The following is a 14,915-nucleotide window of genomic DNA, read 5'->3' on the forward strand; positions in this document are numbered from 1 at the left end:
GATGTTTGCTGTCGCGCTTATTTGCGTGAACGTCTGTTGATACTAAAAGAATAAATGAGTTTAAAAAACTTAACCCTTTTGGTATCTGAAATTCCAAAAGGGTTTTTTTATTCCTGAAAGCGATTTAACATAAACATAAAAAAGAAATAAAGATTATAAAACGCAACTAAACTAAAACTTAATATCATGAGCACATTGAACTACTTAGCAAAAACGATTTCTACTTTGAAAAACAAAAGAACGAAAAGAAATAATCCGCCGCCGCCAGCAAACGAATTGGCTCACCCAAGGTTCGGAATTACTGAAACGGATAAAAATACCGAAAAAATAACACCAAATTCTTTGTTGTTTTTGATGTATTCAAAAGAAAATGAAACGCTTTTTATCTAAATTAAAAAGCATCGCAAAATAGGCTTCGGCCTGCTTAATTTTACTGGGCATTTCTGTTCGGTAAATTTTTGCGTATAATAGTTTTTGCTGCAATATGTTTATGAAATTTAGCAAACAGTTTCGATAAAATTTGTTTGTTAAAGAAATTAGTAGTTAATTTGCACTCGTTAAGTTCAAAAAAGTATTGAAATGTTATAAAGAAAGGACGAGGGATTAGACCCGATGAATCCTTAGCAACCCTTCGTTAATTCGAAGAAGGTGCTGCATTCTACCACGCCCAACGTGGAAAGATAACAACAAGAATTTTTCTAGTTTATACTAGTTTTTTCTTTCTAATATTTCCAGATACAAATCAGATAATACAACAGATTTGAAATTGGAAAATATACCAAACCCTATTAGCATACAAAATTTCACCACAGAAAATGGTGCGCTTTATCATACACTGCCTTTAAGTTTTACTATTGATGGTCAGCCTTTGCATAGTGCGCCTATTGTTTTGGTAAATCATGCCTTGACAGGAAACGCCCAAGTTACTGGCGAGAATGGCTGGTGGAATAACTTAATTGGTGAAGGTAAAACCATTGATACTGCTGTCTATACCATTTTAGCGTTTGATATTCCAGGAAACGGAAGCAATTCTTTCCTAATCGAAAATTATCTAGATTTTACTGCCAGAGACATTGCCCGAATTTTTATTGAAGGACTAAAAGCTTTAAATATTGAAAAGCTTTATGCCATAATTGGAGGCTCAGTTGGAGGCGGAATTGCTTGGGAAATCTTAGCTTTAGAACCAAATATCACAGAACACCTTATCCCGATTGCAAGCGATTGGAAATCGACAGACTGGCTTATTGCCAATTGTTTCCTGCAAGAACAAATTCTTAATAATTCTTCAAAACCAATCGAAGATGCGAGAATACACGCCATGCTGTGTTATCGTTCGCCAGAATCATTCAAAGAAAAATTTCAGCGTACCATCAATCAAGATCTTTTGATTTTTAATATCGAAAGCTGGCTGGCGCATCACGGAAAAAAATTGCAGCATAGATTTCAGTTAGCTTCTTATAAATTAATGAATCAGCTGCTTAAAACAATTGATATTACTAGAAATAGTGAAAGTTTTGAAAACTTACTGTCACAATCAAATGCATCAATTCATATAGTAGGAATTAATTCGGATTTGTTTTTTACAGCAAAAGAAAACGTAGAAACCTACGAAGAATTGAAGAAATTTAAAGACAATGTTTTCTACAGCGAAATTGATTCGGTTCACGGACATGACGCTTTTTTAATCGAGTACAAACAATTAGATCATTTACTTGCCGACATTTTTAAGGCAGAAACAATAAAAAAATAAAATGAAAGTATTAAAATTTGGAGGTAAATCATTAGCAAACGGAGAAGGACTTAACAAAGTTGTTTCAATCATTTCGGATAAGGTAAATCAAGGTGAAAAAATTACCGTTGTAGTTTCTGCACGCGGAAACGCAACAGATGAATTAGAATTTATTTTAAGCATTGCTGCTAAAAATGGCAGTTATAAAGAATTATTAGAGAATTTTAAAAAATATCAAATATCAGATTATCCGCATGTAGATTTATCTGAGGAATTTAATGTTTTAGACAAACTTTTTGAAGGTGTAAGTCTAATTGGCGATTACAGTAAAAAAATCAAAGATCAGATTCTATCAAAAGGAGAATTGCTTTCGGCTAAATTATTGACCGCTATTTTGATAGAAAAAGGAATTCCAGCGAATTTTGTAGATTCAAGAGAATTGCTGAAAACCGATTCTAAATTTGGTGATGCACAGCCTCTAGAACAGCTTTCAAAGAAAAACGTAGTAAATTATTTTAAAGAACATAACGGCGAAACGGTTAATATAGTTACAGGCTTCATTGGTTCCAACAACAACAACGACACAACTACTTTAGGTAGAAACGGCAGTAACTATACCGCTTCGTTAATTGCGAATTATTTAAATGCCGAAGAACTTCAAAACTTTACACACGTAGACGGAATCTACACGGCAAATCCAGATTTAGTTGCAGATGCTAAAAAAATCGAATATTTGTCTTTTAACGAAGCAAATGAGCTGGCTAATTTTGGAGCAACAATTCTGCACGCCAAAACGATAATTCCGTTATTAGAAAAAAATATTCCGCTTCGTATTTTAAATACTTTCAATCACGAAAACCGCGGAACCTTAATTACATCCGATTCTGCTAAAGAAGGAATTAAAACACTTTCTGTTTTGGAAAATGTTTCTCTTGTTAACCTTGAAGGACGCGGATTACTTGGAAAGGCAGGAGTAGATGCCCGTATTTTTAAGGTAATGGGCGATCATAATATTAGTGTGAGTATTATTTCGCAAGGATCTTCAGAAAGAGGAATTGGCTTAGTTGTAGCAACAGATAAAGCGACAACTGCAGTTGTAGAATTAGAAAAAGAGTTCGAAAATGACTTTTATTCGAAAGACGTAAACCAAATTACAGTTACAGACAATGTATCGGTAATTTCGATTATCGGACAGGATTTAAGTACATTCCACAAACCATATACAGCCTTAATCAAAAATAAAATTGTTCCGATTTTGTTTAACAACACCGTAACGGGTAAAAACGTGAGTTTGGTTGTTAAAAAAGAAGAATTAAACAAAGCTTTAAACGTAATTCACGGGGAAATCTTTGGTGTTTCTAAGAAAATAAACATCGCGATTTTTGGCCACGGGTTAGTAGGGGGGACTTTAATCAATCAAATTTTAGAATCGGCTGCAGCAATTGAAAAACGTAAAGACGTTAAGCTGAATGTTTTTGCTATTGCAAATTCAAAAAAGCTGCTTTTAAATAAATATGGTGTAACTGCAAACTGGAAAAATGAAATCGAAACAAAAGGCGAAGCATACACTATAAAAGATATTATTGCTTACGCGAATGAACACCATTTAGAAAACTTAATTGCGATCGATAACACGGCAAGTGCGCCTTTCGTAGAAAACTATATTCCGCTTGTAGAAAGCAGTTTCGATTTGATTTCTTCGAATAAAGTAGCGAATACATTAAGCTATGGTTTTTATAAAGAATTGAGAAAATCTTTGGCAGAAAACCAAAAGAATTATTTATACGAAACCAATGTGGGTGCAGGTTTACCGTTAATTGATACCATTAAATTACTGCATCTTTCGGGAGAAAATATCACAAAAATTAAAGGTGTTTTCTCAGGAACATTGAGTTATTTATTCAATAATTTCTCTGCAAAAGATGTTCCTTTCAGCGAAATCTTGCAGGAAGCAATTGATAACGGATACACAGAACCAGATCCGCGTGAGGATTTATGCGGCAATGACGTTGGAAGAAAATTATTGATTTTGGCTAGAGAATTAGATTTACAAAACGAATTTGAAGAAATTTCTATTCAGAATCTTATTCCAGAGCATTTACGTGAAGGAAGTGCAGCTGATTTCTTGACGAAATTAAAAGAATTTGATCCGATTTACGCTAAAATAAAAGCAGACCAACAGCCAAATCATGTACTAAGATATATCGGCGAATTGTCTGGTGATTTACAAAATGACAAAGGAAATCTAGAAGTTAAATTAGTTTCAGTACCTTCGGATACAGCCTTAGGCGGACTAAAAGGTTCTGATTCTTTCTTTGAAATTTACACAGAATCTTACGGAGATCGTCCAATTGTGATTCAAGGAGCTGGTGCAGGTTCTGCGGTAACGGCAAGAGGAGTTTTCGGAGATATTTTGAGATTGTCGGATAAAGGGTAATACGATTTTAGATTGCAGATTTTAGACTTGAGATTTTAGATTTACAAGGCTATAACAAAACAAAAAAAATAACAACACAATGAAAGTAACTTTAAACAGAGTAAATGACGCATTTCATTTTAAACTAAAAAATGAACGCGGACATATAGTTGACGTTGACAGCAGAGCCGAATTTGGCGGAAGCGATTTAGGTGCAAGTCCAATGGAGTTAGTGCTAATGGGCGTTGCAGGGTGCAGTGCAATTGATATGATTTCAATTTTAAAGAAGCAGCGTCAGGAAATCACTTCTTTTAATGCTGAGGTTGAAGGAACAAGAGTTCAAATCGAAGAAGCAAAACCTTTTAAAGAAATCGATGTGGTTTTTTATTTAGAAGGAGAAATCAATCCTGAAAAAGCAAAAAAGGCAGCACAGCTTTCTTTCGAGAAATACTGTTCGGTTGCCAAAACAGTTGAGCCAACAGCAACTATTAAATATAAAGTCGTTTTAAACAACGAAGAATTACGTTAATTAAATTAGTCAATTTGAGAATTAGATAATTCTCAGTTAGCTGAAAAGGAAAAATATTTTGCGAAACTTAGTGTTCACTTTGTGAATCTTTGCGAAATAGTTTTTCAAAAAAAACAAAAAACAACACAATGAATAAAGAAGAATTTGGTTTTGAAACACAAGCCATAAGAACACAATTAGAAAGATCACAGTATTTAGAGCATTCGGTGCCATTGTATTTATCGTCAAGTTTCGTATTTGAAGATGCAGAGGATATGCGCGCTTCTTTCACAGAAGAAAAAGAAAGAAATATTTACAGCCGTTTCAGTAATCCAAACACATCAGAATTTGTGGATAAGATCTGCAAAATGGAAGGTGCAGATTCTGGTTATGCTTTTGCAACGGGAATGGCAGCAGTATATTCTACTTTTGCTGCATTATTAAACTCTGGAGATCATATTGTTTCTGCAAGCAGTGTTTTTGGTTCTACTCACGCTTTGTTTATGACTTATTTTCCAAAATGGAATATCGAAACTTCATATTTTGAGATCAATAAGCCAGAAACAATCGAGAGTTTTATTAAACCAAACACCAAAATATTATACGCCGAATCACCAACAAATCCTGGTGTTGATGTTATTGATTTACAATTATTAGGAGATATTGCAAAAAAACACAACTTGATTTTAATTATAGACAACTGTTTTGCAACACCTTATTTACAGCAGCCAATTAAATTTGGAGCACATTTGGTTATCCATTCAGCAACAAAATTAATTGACGGACAAGGACGAGTTTTAGGCGGAGTAACTGTTGGAGATGCAGAATTAATCAGACAGATATATTTGTTCTCTAGAAATACAGGTCCAGCTTTATCGCCATTTAATGCTTGGGTTTTATCAAAAAGTTTAGAAACATTGGCAGTTCGTGTGGACAGACACTGCGAAAATGCTTTAAAAGTAGCTGAGTTTTTAGAAAGTCATCCAAATGTAAACAGCGTAAAATATCCGTTTTTGAAATCGCATCCGCAATATGAAATTGCAAAAAAGCAAATGAAAGCTGGCGGGAACATCATCGCATTTGAAATTAAAGGTGGAATTGAAGCAGGAAGAAAATTCTTGAATTCGATACAACTTTGTTCATTGTCTGCAAATATTGGAGATACCAGAACAATTGTAACGCATCCAGCTTCTACAACACACAGTAAATTATCCGAAGAAGATCAATTAGCGGTTGGAATCACGCAAGGTCTTGTTCGTGTTTCCGTAGGTTTAGAAACTGTAGAAGATGTAATTGCAGATTTGAAACAAGCATTAGCTTAATTATATATTTCAATTTCAAATAGTAAAGACGATTTTTAGCTGTAAATTTAATACAGTTGAAATCGTCTTTTTTGATTATGTTTTCTTAAAATCATATTTTTGTCATTCAAAGAAATAAATTAACGAAGTAATTTGATAGAATTAGTAGAATTTAACTTTATTCTTTTGTGATAGTTCAAACAAAAAGCATATTTTTGTTGTTTAATAATTTGTAAGAGTTTGATCTGAATATCCCAAATCTAAATTCTACAATCTAAAATTATACATTAGTGCTTTCAAAGAAAACAAAATACGGAATTAAAGCTCTTACATATTTAGCCAGGAGAGAAAATAACGAACCTGTACAAATTGCTGAAATTGCGAAAAGTGAACATATTTCGATTAAATTTTTAGAAAGTATTTTATTGCTTTTAAGAAACTCTGGTTTTCTTGGAGCTAAAAAAGGAAAGGGCGGCGGTTATTACCTGATCAAAGACCCTAAAGATATCAGCATGGCAAAAGTCTACCGAATTCTAGAAGGGCCAATTGCATTATTACCATGCGCGAGTCATAATTTCTACGAAAGATGTGATGATTGCGATGATGAATCTACTTGTGCCGCTAGGCGTTTAATGACAGAAGTTAGAGATAATACACTTAAAATATTAGAAAGTAATTCTTTAGCAGATATTGCTTTTTAGAATTTTCTTTTTAAAAATAAAAAATGACCATTTTACAATTCTAAAATGGTCATTTTTTATGTTGAGTATTACAGTTCTAAAAAATCAATTTATATCCCGCTAGAAAAAGCATTACAGCAATCGCATTTCTCAAAAATAAATCAGGAACTTTCCCGCTTAAACTGCTTCCAATATAAATACCTGGAAGAGATCCCATTAATAATTGGCCTAAAAGCGCTAAATCTAAATTTCCCATAGAAGCATGTCCGATTCCAGCAACTAAAGTCAATGGAACAGCGTGAGCAATTTCAGTTCCTACCAATCGAGGAGTTGGTAAAAGCGGATAAAGGAAAAACAAAGTTACAGTTCCTAAAGCGCCAGCTCCAATAGAAGTTAAAGTTACAGTCGCTCCCAATAATACTCCAATGCCAACAGTCAGCATATTTTGAGTATGGCTTTCGCTGTGAAATTTATCGCCGGCATGTTTCTGAGAAAACTTTAAAATTCTATTTTTAAATATAATAGCAACAGAAGTAAACAATAATGCCCAGCCTAAACTGTACTTAATTACACGATTTATCGTTTCAATATCTGTTTTAATACTGTTGAGTATCCACAACGTTACTAAAGCAGCGGGAACACTTCCTAATGTCAGCCATCCTGTAATTTTCCAGTTTATATTTCCTTTTTTATTGTGTACAAATATTCCGCCAGCTTTCGTAAAAGCGGCATATAACAGATCTGTTCCTACAGCTGTTGTAGGAGGAATATTGAAATATAATAAAATTGGGGTCATTAAAGAACCACCTCCAACACCTGTTAATCCAACTATAAATCCAACTACTAAACCTGCGATTACAAGACCAATCTGAAAATCCATAAAAAAAATTTGGCGCTAAAATACGACATTTTTATAATTATCCTATAGATATTGTAGAGATTGAAAAACGTATTTAATATACAAGTTTTTTGGATGCTTATAATGTTTGAATATCTTGTAAAATAGCATTATTTGTGAAATTATTCAAGCAAAGTTCTAAATACCTCTTTTAGAATGCAATGAATTAGTAATTATGGCTTAAAAAAATAAAAATATTACTTTGTATTTTAGAAATAAGTATTATTTTTGCAAAGTAATCTATTAACCCGATAGGGTAATAGGTTTTGAAAACAAAAAGAATTATTTTTAATATGGAAAAAGAACTGAAAATAAATACGGCCGATTCTTTAAAAGAAAAGCTTTGGATTGGAATTCCTGTTGTTTTGTTAGTAGGTTTATTAACCGTGTTAATATACAATCATCATGCTGAGTTTTCGTGGAATGGATTTGTTGAAGGATTTAATGAAGAATTTTTAGTGTTTTTTGCCATTGGAGTTTTTGCTCAATTGGTAGACGGAACTTTAGGAATGGGTTACGGAGCAACTTCAACATCATTTTTATTGGCTTATGGAGTTCCGCCAGTGGTGAGCAGTACTGCGGTACACGTTTCAGAAATGTTTACAACGGGAGCATCGGCACTTTCACACCACCGATTTGGGAATATCAATAAAAAACTGGTAAAACATTTATTGATTCCAGGTGTTTTAGGTTCAATTACAGGAGCTTACTTATTGTCGGACATAATTAACGGTGATATTATTAAGCCATTTATTGCAGTTTACATGATTGTTTTAGCGATTGTAATCATTAGAAAAGCATTGAAAAAAACAATTGTAAAGAAGAAAACTAAAAAATTAAGTGCTTTGGCCGCTTTTGGTGGTTTCATGGATTCAGTTGGAGGCGGAGGCTGGGGGCCAATCGTAACTTCAACATTATTAGGAAGAGGAAGAAATCCGAGATATACAATTGGTTCGGTTAATGCAGCTGAGTTTGCAATTTCATTTGCAAGCGGCATTACGTTCATGCTTTTTGGAGGCATCCACGGATGGCAGGTAATCATCGGATTGATTTTAGGAGGAGTTATTGCAGCGCCGTTAGCAGCATATTTGGTAAACAAAATTAAAAGAAAACCAATGATGATTGCGGTTGGAGTTCTAATTATATTATTGAGTTTAAAAACATTATCTAAATTATTATAATTCTTTAGATAGGGAGAAAGAGATTATGAGTGCGATTATTGTACAAGAATTATTAGAAAAAACTAAAGATCTTTCGCTTGACGAAACCTTAGTTTTTTTAGCAAAAGAATTTCCGGGAAAAGTAATTTTCTCAACATCTTTTGGTCAGGAAGATCAGGTAATTACAGATTTTATTGCAAAAAGCAATACTGATATTACGGTTTTTACTTTAGACACCGGAAGATTGTTTCAAGAAACTTACGACGTTTTTCACAAAACTTTAAAAAAGTATAAAAGACCAATCGAAGTTTTTTTTCCAGAAGCTGCTTCAGTAGAAAATCTTCTGAAAACAAAAGGACCAAACAGCTTTTACGATTCAGTTGAAAACAGAAAAGAATGCTGTTTTATTCGAAAAGTGGTTCCGTTAAGAAAAGCTTTGGCAGGAAATTCAGTTTGGATTACAGGTTTAAGAGCTGAGCAGTCAGAAAACAGACAAGATTTAAACTTGTTTGAGTACGATGGAAACTTCGAAATCATAAAATTCAATCCGCTTTTAAAATGGACTTTAGAAGAAGTTGAAATTTATCTTCAAGAAAACAATGTACCGCAAAATGCTTTACACAAACAAGGTTTCGTAAGTATTGGATGTGCGCCTTGTACAAGAGCAATTTTTCCTGGTGAAGATATCAGAGCCGGAAGATGGTGGTGGGAATCTAGCCATAAGGAGTGTGGGCTTCATAGTGCTAAGAAAGAGTAGAGTTTTAGAAGAAAGAAGCAAGAGGCAAGACTTTTTTTAGAGAATAGAAAATAGATTATAGAGTAAAGAGTGAAGATTTTAGATCAGGTTAAAAACTTGAAACTTTAAACCTGAAACAAAATTTTCACAACAAAATATCAAACAAAAAAACAATGAGTTCAGTATTAAAAACAAACGCTTTAGAGAGTGAAGCAATATACATTTTCAGAGAAGTAATTTCACAGTTTGACAAACCGGTTTTACTTTTCTCAGGAGGAAAAGATTCTATCACGTTGGTGCGTTTAGCGCAAAAAGCATTTTTTCCTGCAAAAATTCCGTTTCCTCTATTACACGTTGATACGGGGCACAATTTTCCTGAGACAATTGCTTTCAGAGATAAATTGGTTGAGGAATTAGGTTTAGAACTAATCGTTCGTAATGTTCAGGATGCTATTGATGAAGGAAAAGTGGTTGAGGAAACTGGTAAATATTCAAGCCGTAACAGTTTGCAGACTACAACACTTTTAGATGCAATTGAAGAATTTAAGTTTGATGCTTGTATTGGAGGCGCACGTCGTGATGAAGAAAAAGCTAGAGCTAAAGAACGTATTTTCTCAGTTCGTGATGATTTCGGACAATGGGACGAAAAAAATCAAAGACCAGAATTGTTTGATATTTTAAATGGAAAAATAGAAAATGGACAAAACGTTCGTGTTTTCCCAATTTCAAACTGGACAGAATTGGATGTTTGGAGTTATATCGAAAAAGAACAAATCGAGATTCCATCAATCTATTTTTCACATAAAAGAAAAGTTTTTTTGAGAGACGGTTTAATCTGGTCGCATTCTCCTTTTGTGTATCAGGAAGAAGACGAACAAATCGAAGAACGAATTGTTCGTTTCAGAACCGTTGGAGATATGAGTTGTACAGCTGCTGTTGAATCTTATGCCGCAACAATTGAAGAAGTTGTGGGTGAAATCAGATCATCAACAATTTCTGAAAGAGGAGCCAGAATAGATGACAAACGTTCTGAAGCTGCAATGGAAAAGAGAAAACAACAGGGATACTTTTAATAATTGTTAATTATGAATTGTTAATTGTAAATGCAATTAGGAACGAAATTTAAAAGTAGAATCAAAAAAAACAAAAACATACAGATTTAAGTTTCGAGAGAACATGAAACCTGAAACTTTAAACCTGAAACAAAAATATTAGAATGGACGTTTTAAAAATAGCAACAGCAGGAAGTGTAGATGACGGAAAAAGTACTTTGATCGGAAGATTATTGTACGATACAAAATCATTGACTACAGATAAAATTGAAGCAATCGAGAAAAGCAGCAGACAAAAAGGTTATGATTATCTTGATTTTTCGTTAGCGACAGACGGTTTAGTAGCAGAAAGAGAACAAGGAATTACAATTGACGTTGCGCATATTTATTTTTCGACTGCAAAGAAAAGTTACATTATTGCCGATACTCCAGGTCACGTAGAATATACCAGAAACATGGTTACAGGAGCTTCTACTTCTCAGGTTTCTATTATTTTAATCGATGCTAGAAAAGGCGTTATCGAGCAGACATACCGACACTTTTTTATCAATAATTTATTGAGAGTAAAAGAGGTAATTGTTGCCATCAACAAAATGGATTTAGTGGATTACTCAGAAGAAGTTTTCAATAAAATCAAAGCGGATTTTCAGGCATTAAATGCAAAAAGTACTTTTAAGGAACAAAACGTAAGTTATATTCCCTTAAGCGCAATCAACGGTGGAAACGTGGTTGACAAATCAGAAAATATGCCTTGGTACGATGGGCAAACTGTTTTAGAACATTTGGAAGGATTACATGCTTCTGATGTTTTTGAAGCTGGAAAAGCGCGTTTCCCAGTTCAGACTGTGATTCGTCCAAAAACAGAAGAATACCACGATTTTAGAGGTTATGCCGGAAAATTATACGGGAACTCAATTAAAGTTGGAGATGCTGTAACGGTTCTTCCTTCTTTAACCGAATCAAAAGTATCTAAAATTCACTTTTTCGATAAAACATTTGATGAAGCTGTTGCAGGTTCATCGATTACAATCGAATTAGAAAATGATATCAATGTAACGAGAGGAGATATGATTGTAAAATCAGATGAACTTCCAAAAATTGAAAAAGATATTACGACGACAGTTTGCTGGATGGATAGTAAAAAACTGGTTCCAGGAACAAAGTATTTAGTACAGCATAATACGAATAGAGTTTTGGCAAAAGTAGAAAGTATTAAAAATACAATTGCAACTGATTATTCAGGAACGACTGAAGCTTCACAATTAGCCATTAACGAAATTGGAGAAGTAAGCATTAAATTAAGCAAACCGTTATATTTTGATTCTTATAATGAAAACAAATCAAACGGAGCTTTTATCTTAATTGATACAGCGACAAACACAACAGCAGGAGTAGGATTTATCAGGTAAACCTGCTGTAAGCTATAAGCTTTAGGCAATAAGCTTTTAGCAAAAGATGTATAAAAAGGTATGCAAGAGCCTAAAGCTTATTGCTTAATGCCTAAAGCAAAAAAAACACAAAGTTAATAAAGCTTAAAGCGTATAGCCTAAAGCCTAAAGCGTAAAAGAAATGGAAAGTTTTAGAACAGAAATAGAAAATCCGATAGTTCAAAGAGAGATTATCGAATTAGAAAAAAAGATTCATTTATTCCGTGGAGGAAAAATTGATGATGAGCGTTTTCGTAGTCTTCGTTTAGCGCGTGGTATTTACGGACAGCGTCAGGAAGGCGTTCAGATGATCCGTATCAAATTGCCTTATGGAAAAGTTACCAGCGAGCAATTAGTGCGTATTACACAAGTTTCAGATGAGTATTCTACTGGACGTTTACACATTACAACGCGTCAGGATATCCAGATTCACTACGTAAGTTTAGACAGAACACCAGAGCTTTGGGCAGATTTGGCTAAAGACGATATCACACTTCGTGAAGCTTGTGGAAACACCGTTAGAAATATTACAGGAAGCGAATTGGCTGGTGTAGATGTAAATGAACCATTTGATGTTTCGCCTTATGCACACGGACTTTTTCAATATCTGTTAAGAAACCCAATCTGTCAGGAAATGGGACGTAAATTCAAAATTTCGTTCTCTTCTTCAGACGAAGATACCGCTTTGAGTTATTTACACGATTTAGGATTTATTCCGAAAATTAAAGACGGACAAAAAGGTTTTAAAATCATGTTTGGGGGAGGTTTAGGATCTCAGCCAGCACATGCTGAATTACTTTCAGAGTTTGTTCCAGTAAATGAAATCATTCCAACAGCAGAAGGGATCATCCGTATTTTTGACAGATATGGTGAGCGTGCTAAAAGAATGAAAGCGCGTATGAAATTCTTAATTAAAGAAATAGGAAAAGATGTTTTTCTTGATTTGGTTGAAAAAGAGAAAAAAGCCATTGCTTTTGAAACGTATGAAATTGATACAACCGCTTTTGAAGGTCCAATTCCAGAACCATTATTTGAAGCTCCACAAGTTACAATCGAAGATACTGCAGCTTATGAAGCATGGAAAAAATCGAATGTAATTAAGCAGAAACAAGAAGGTTATTATGCCATTGGTATCAAAGTTTTACTAGGAGATTTTTATACTGATAAGGCAAGATTATTAGCGGCTTTAATTAAAAATTACGCAGCAAACGAATTACGTTTTTCATTGCGTCAAAATATTGTAATACGTCACGTAAAAGAAGAGAATCTTCCTTTCTTTTATCAGGAATTAGCCAAATTGGACTTTGTTCATTTAGGATATAATTCTACAGGAGATATTACGGCATGTCCGGGTACTGATACTTGTAATTTGGGGATTGCAAGTAGTACCGGTATTGCAGAAGAATTAGAAAGAGTTTTAAATGCCGAATATCCTCAGTATTTAAACAACCGCGAAATCGAAATTAAAATCTCAGGTTGTATGAATGCCTGCGGACAACACAATATGTCTGCAATTGGGTTCCAAGGGATGTCTATTAATTCAGGGAAACTGGTAGCTCCGGCTCTACAGGTTTTATTAGGCGGAGGAAGATTAGGAAACGGAGAAGGACGTTTTGCTGATAAAGTAATTAAAATTCCAAGCCGCAGAGGGCCAGATGCATTGCGTACCATTTTAAATGATTATGATGCGAATGCAAACGGAGAAAAATTCTTGAATTATTATGATGCAAAAGGAGAGAAATATTTCTATGAAATTCTAAAACCTTTCGCAGATGTTACCAATTTAACAGAAGCTGATTTTGTAGATTGGGGTAATGCAGACAATTACGTAAAAGCAGTTGGAGTTGGAGAATGTGCGGGAGTAGTGATCGATTTAGTAGCAACTTTATTGTTTGAAGCTAAAGAGAAATTACTATTGGCTCAAGAATCTTTCGACGAGAAAAAATGGTCAGATGCTATTTATCATGCTTATGCAGGATTTGTAAATGGAGCAAAAGCTTTGTTATTGTCTGAAAACGAAAAAACAAATAATCACGCAGGAATTGTAGACTTATTTGATACCGTTTTTATTGAAAAAAATAAAATAGAATTAAACTCAACTTTTAAAGATTTGGTTTACCAAATCAATAAAAATGAACCTTCTGAAGCTTTCGCTAAAGATTACATTGCTCAGGCAGTAGTTTTCTTTGATAAAATTGAAACTTTCAGAGCTCAAGAATTAGCAAATGCTTAATATAAAACCCAAAATAACTTTAGTCGGTGCAGGTCCGGGTGATCCTGATCTACTTACGCTGAAAGCTGTAAAAGCATTGGCTGAAGCCAACGTGGTTTTATATGACGCTTTGGCCAATGAAGAAATTCTGGATTATGCGCCTAAAAATACAATCAAGATTTTTGTTGGCAAAAGAATCGGAAATCATGCTTACACGCAAGATCAAATTAATCAATTGATTGTTGATAACGCTTTGACTTACGGAAATGTAGTCCGATTAAAAGGCGGAGATCCTTTTATTTTTGGAAGAGGCGGCGAAGAAATTGATTTTGCAGAAAGTTTCGGAATTGAAACAATCGTTGTTCCAGGGATTTCATCGGTAGTTGCAGTTCCTGCAAGTCAAGGAATTTCGATTACAAAACGCGGCGTTTCAGAAAGCTTTTGGGCTATTACAGGAACAACTTCAGATAGAAAATTATCTGCAGATGTTGCTTTGGCAGCACAATCTTCTGCAACAGTTGTGATCTTGATGGGAATGCACAAATTACCTCAAATTATCGATTTGTTTCAAAAAGAAAACAAAGGAAATTTACCAGTTGCCATCATCCAAAACGGAACAACAGCAGAAGAAAAAGTTGGCGTAGGAACAGTTGATTCGATTTTAGAAGTTGTAAAACAAAAAGAATTAGGTTCACCAGCAATTATTGTTCTTGGAGAAGTTGTCCGCGAAAGCAACAAATTAAAAGGATTTTACGAAGAATTTCTATCAAAAGAAATCACAAGATAAAATTTCGCA

The 14,915-nt window shown here is 34.1% G+C and carries 13 protein-coding genes and 1 riboswitch; of the genes, 12 read left to right on the top strand and 1 reads right to left on the bottom strand.

Translation table 11 applies throughout. The annotated features are described in order from the left end of the window. Positions 1-186: 186 nt before the first annotated feature. The 6 genes from EDB96_RS03255 (at position 187) to EDB96_RS03280 (ending at position 6,655) form a co-directional block, all read left to right on the top strand. Positions 187-390, top strand: a complete 204-nt coding sequence (locus tag EDB96_RS03255) for a hypothetical protein (RefSeq protein ID WP_057117582.1) — start codon at positions 187-189, stop codon at positions 388-390. Positions 391-579: 189 nt separating this feature from the next. Continuing rightward, positions 580-687, top strand: a riboswitch (SAM riboswitch). A gap of 79 nt (positions 688-766) precedes the next feature. Beyond that, the gene (locus EDB96_RS03260; protein WP_243839302.1) at positions 767-1,750 is read left to right on the top strand and encodes an alpha/beta fold hydrolase; all 984 of its coding nucleotides are present in this window, start codon (positions 767-769) and stop codon (positions 1,748-1,750) included. 1 nt (position 1,751) lies between these two features. After that, positions 1,752-4,166 carry a bifunctional aspartate kinase/homoserine dehydrogenase I gene (gene thrA / locus EDB96_RS03265; protein ID WP_134139207.1) on the top strand — a complete coding sequence of 805 codons (2,415 nt, stop codon included), beginning with the start codon at positions 1,752-1,754 and terminating at the stop codon, positions 4,164-4,166. A gap of 79 nt (positions 4,167-4,245) precedes the next feature. Next, entirely contained in the window at positions 4,246-4,674 is a 429-nt protein-coding gene (locus tag EDB96_RS03270; protein ID WP_134139209.1) for an OsmC family protein, read from the top strand. A gap of 128 nt (positions 4,675-4,802) precedes the next feature. Next, positions 4,803-5,975 (top strand): trans-sulfuration enzyme family protein, encoded by a 1,173-nt coding sequence (locus EDB96_RS03275; RefSeq protein WP_134139210.1) that lies wholly within the window; start codon positions 4,803-4,805, stop codon positions 5,973-5,975. A gap of 269 nt (positions 5,976-6,244) precedes the next feature. Beyond that, the gene (locus EDB96_RS03280; protein ID WP_008466594.1) at positions 6,245-6,655 is read left to right on the top strand and encodes an RrF2 family transcriptional regulator; all 411 of its coding nucleotides are present in this window, start codon (positions 6,245-6,247) and stop codon (positions 6,653-6,655) included. A gap of 76 nt (positions 6,656-6,731) precedes the next feature. On the opposite strand, the gene EDB96_RS03285 is transcribed toward EDB96_RS03280, so the two are convergent. Then, positions 6,732-7,514: a sulfite exporter TauE/SafE family protein gene (locus EDB96_RS03285; protein WP_057117576.1), complete on the bottom strand. Its 783-nt coding sequence runs from the start codon at positions 7,512-7,514 to the stop codon at positions 6,732-6,734. A gap of 311 nt (positions 7,515-7,825) precedes the next feature. Here EDB96_RS03285 and EDB96_RS03290 point away from each other — a divergent pair, with 311 nt between their 5' ends. The 6 genes from EDB96_RS03290 to cobA all read left to right on the top strand — a co-directional run bounded on the left by EDB96_RS03290 (position 7,826) and on the right by cobA (position 14,906). Beyond that, entirely contained in the window at positions 7,826-8,713 is an 888-nt protein-coding gene (locus tag EDB96_RS03290; RefSeq protein ID WP_057117684.1) for a sulfite exporter TauE/SafE family protein, read from the top strand. Positions 8,714-8,738: 25 nt separating this feature from the next. Then, positions 8,739-9,449: a phosphoadenylyl-sulfate reductase gene (locus tag EDB96_RS03295; RefSeq protein WP_134139212.1), complete on the top strand. Its 711-nt coding sequence runs from the start codon at positions 8,739-8,741 to the stop codon at positions 9,447-9,449. 152 nt (positions 9,450-9,601) lie between these two features. Next, a complete protein-coding gene (gene cysD, locus EDB96_RS03300; RefSeq protein WP_057117574.1) occupies positions 9,602-10,501 on the top strand; it encodes a sulfate adenylyltransferase subunit CysD in 900 nt (299 codons plus the stop codon). 143 nt (positions 10,502-10,644) lie between these two features. Further along, on the top strand, positions 10,645-11,889 hold the full coding sequence (locus tag EDB96_RS03305; protein ID WP_057117573.1) for a sulfate adenylyltransferase subunit 1: 1,245 nt from the start codon (positions 10,645-10,647) through the stop codon (positions 11,887-11,889). Positions 11,890-12,049: 160 nt separating this feature from the next. Beyond that, positions 12,050-14,140 carry a HEPN domain-containing protein gene (locus EDB96_RS03310; RefSeq protein ID WP_134139213.1) on the top strand — a complete coding sequence of 697 codons (2,091 nt, stop codon included), beginning with the start codon at positions 12,050-12,052 and terminating at the stop codon, positions 14,138-14,140. Further along, on the top strand, positions 14,133-14,906 hold the full coding sequence (cobA, locus tag EDB96_RS03315) for a uroporphyrinogen-III C-methyltransferase (RefSeq protein WP_134139214.1): 774 nt from the start codon (positions 14,133-14,135) through the stop codon (positions 14,904-14,906). Before EDB96_RS03310 ends, cobA begins: the two co-directional genes overlap by 8 nt. The last annotated feature ends 9 nt before the right edge of the window (positions 14,907-14,915 follow it).

It is taken from the genome of Flavobacterium sp. S87F.05.LMB.W.Kidney.N (assembly GCF_004366435.1).
Lineage (GTDB): Bacteria > Bacteroidota > Bacteroidia > Flavobacteriales > Flavobacteriaceae > Flavobacterium.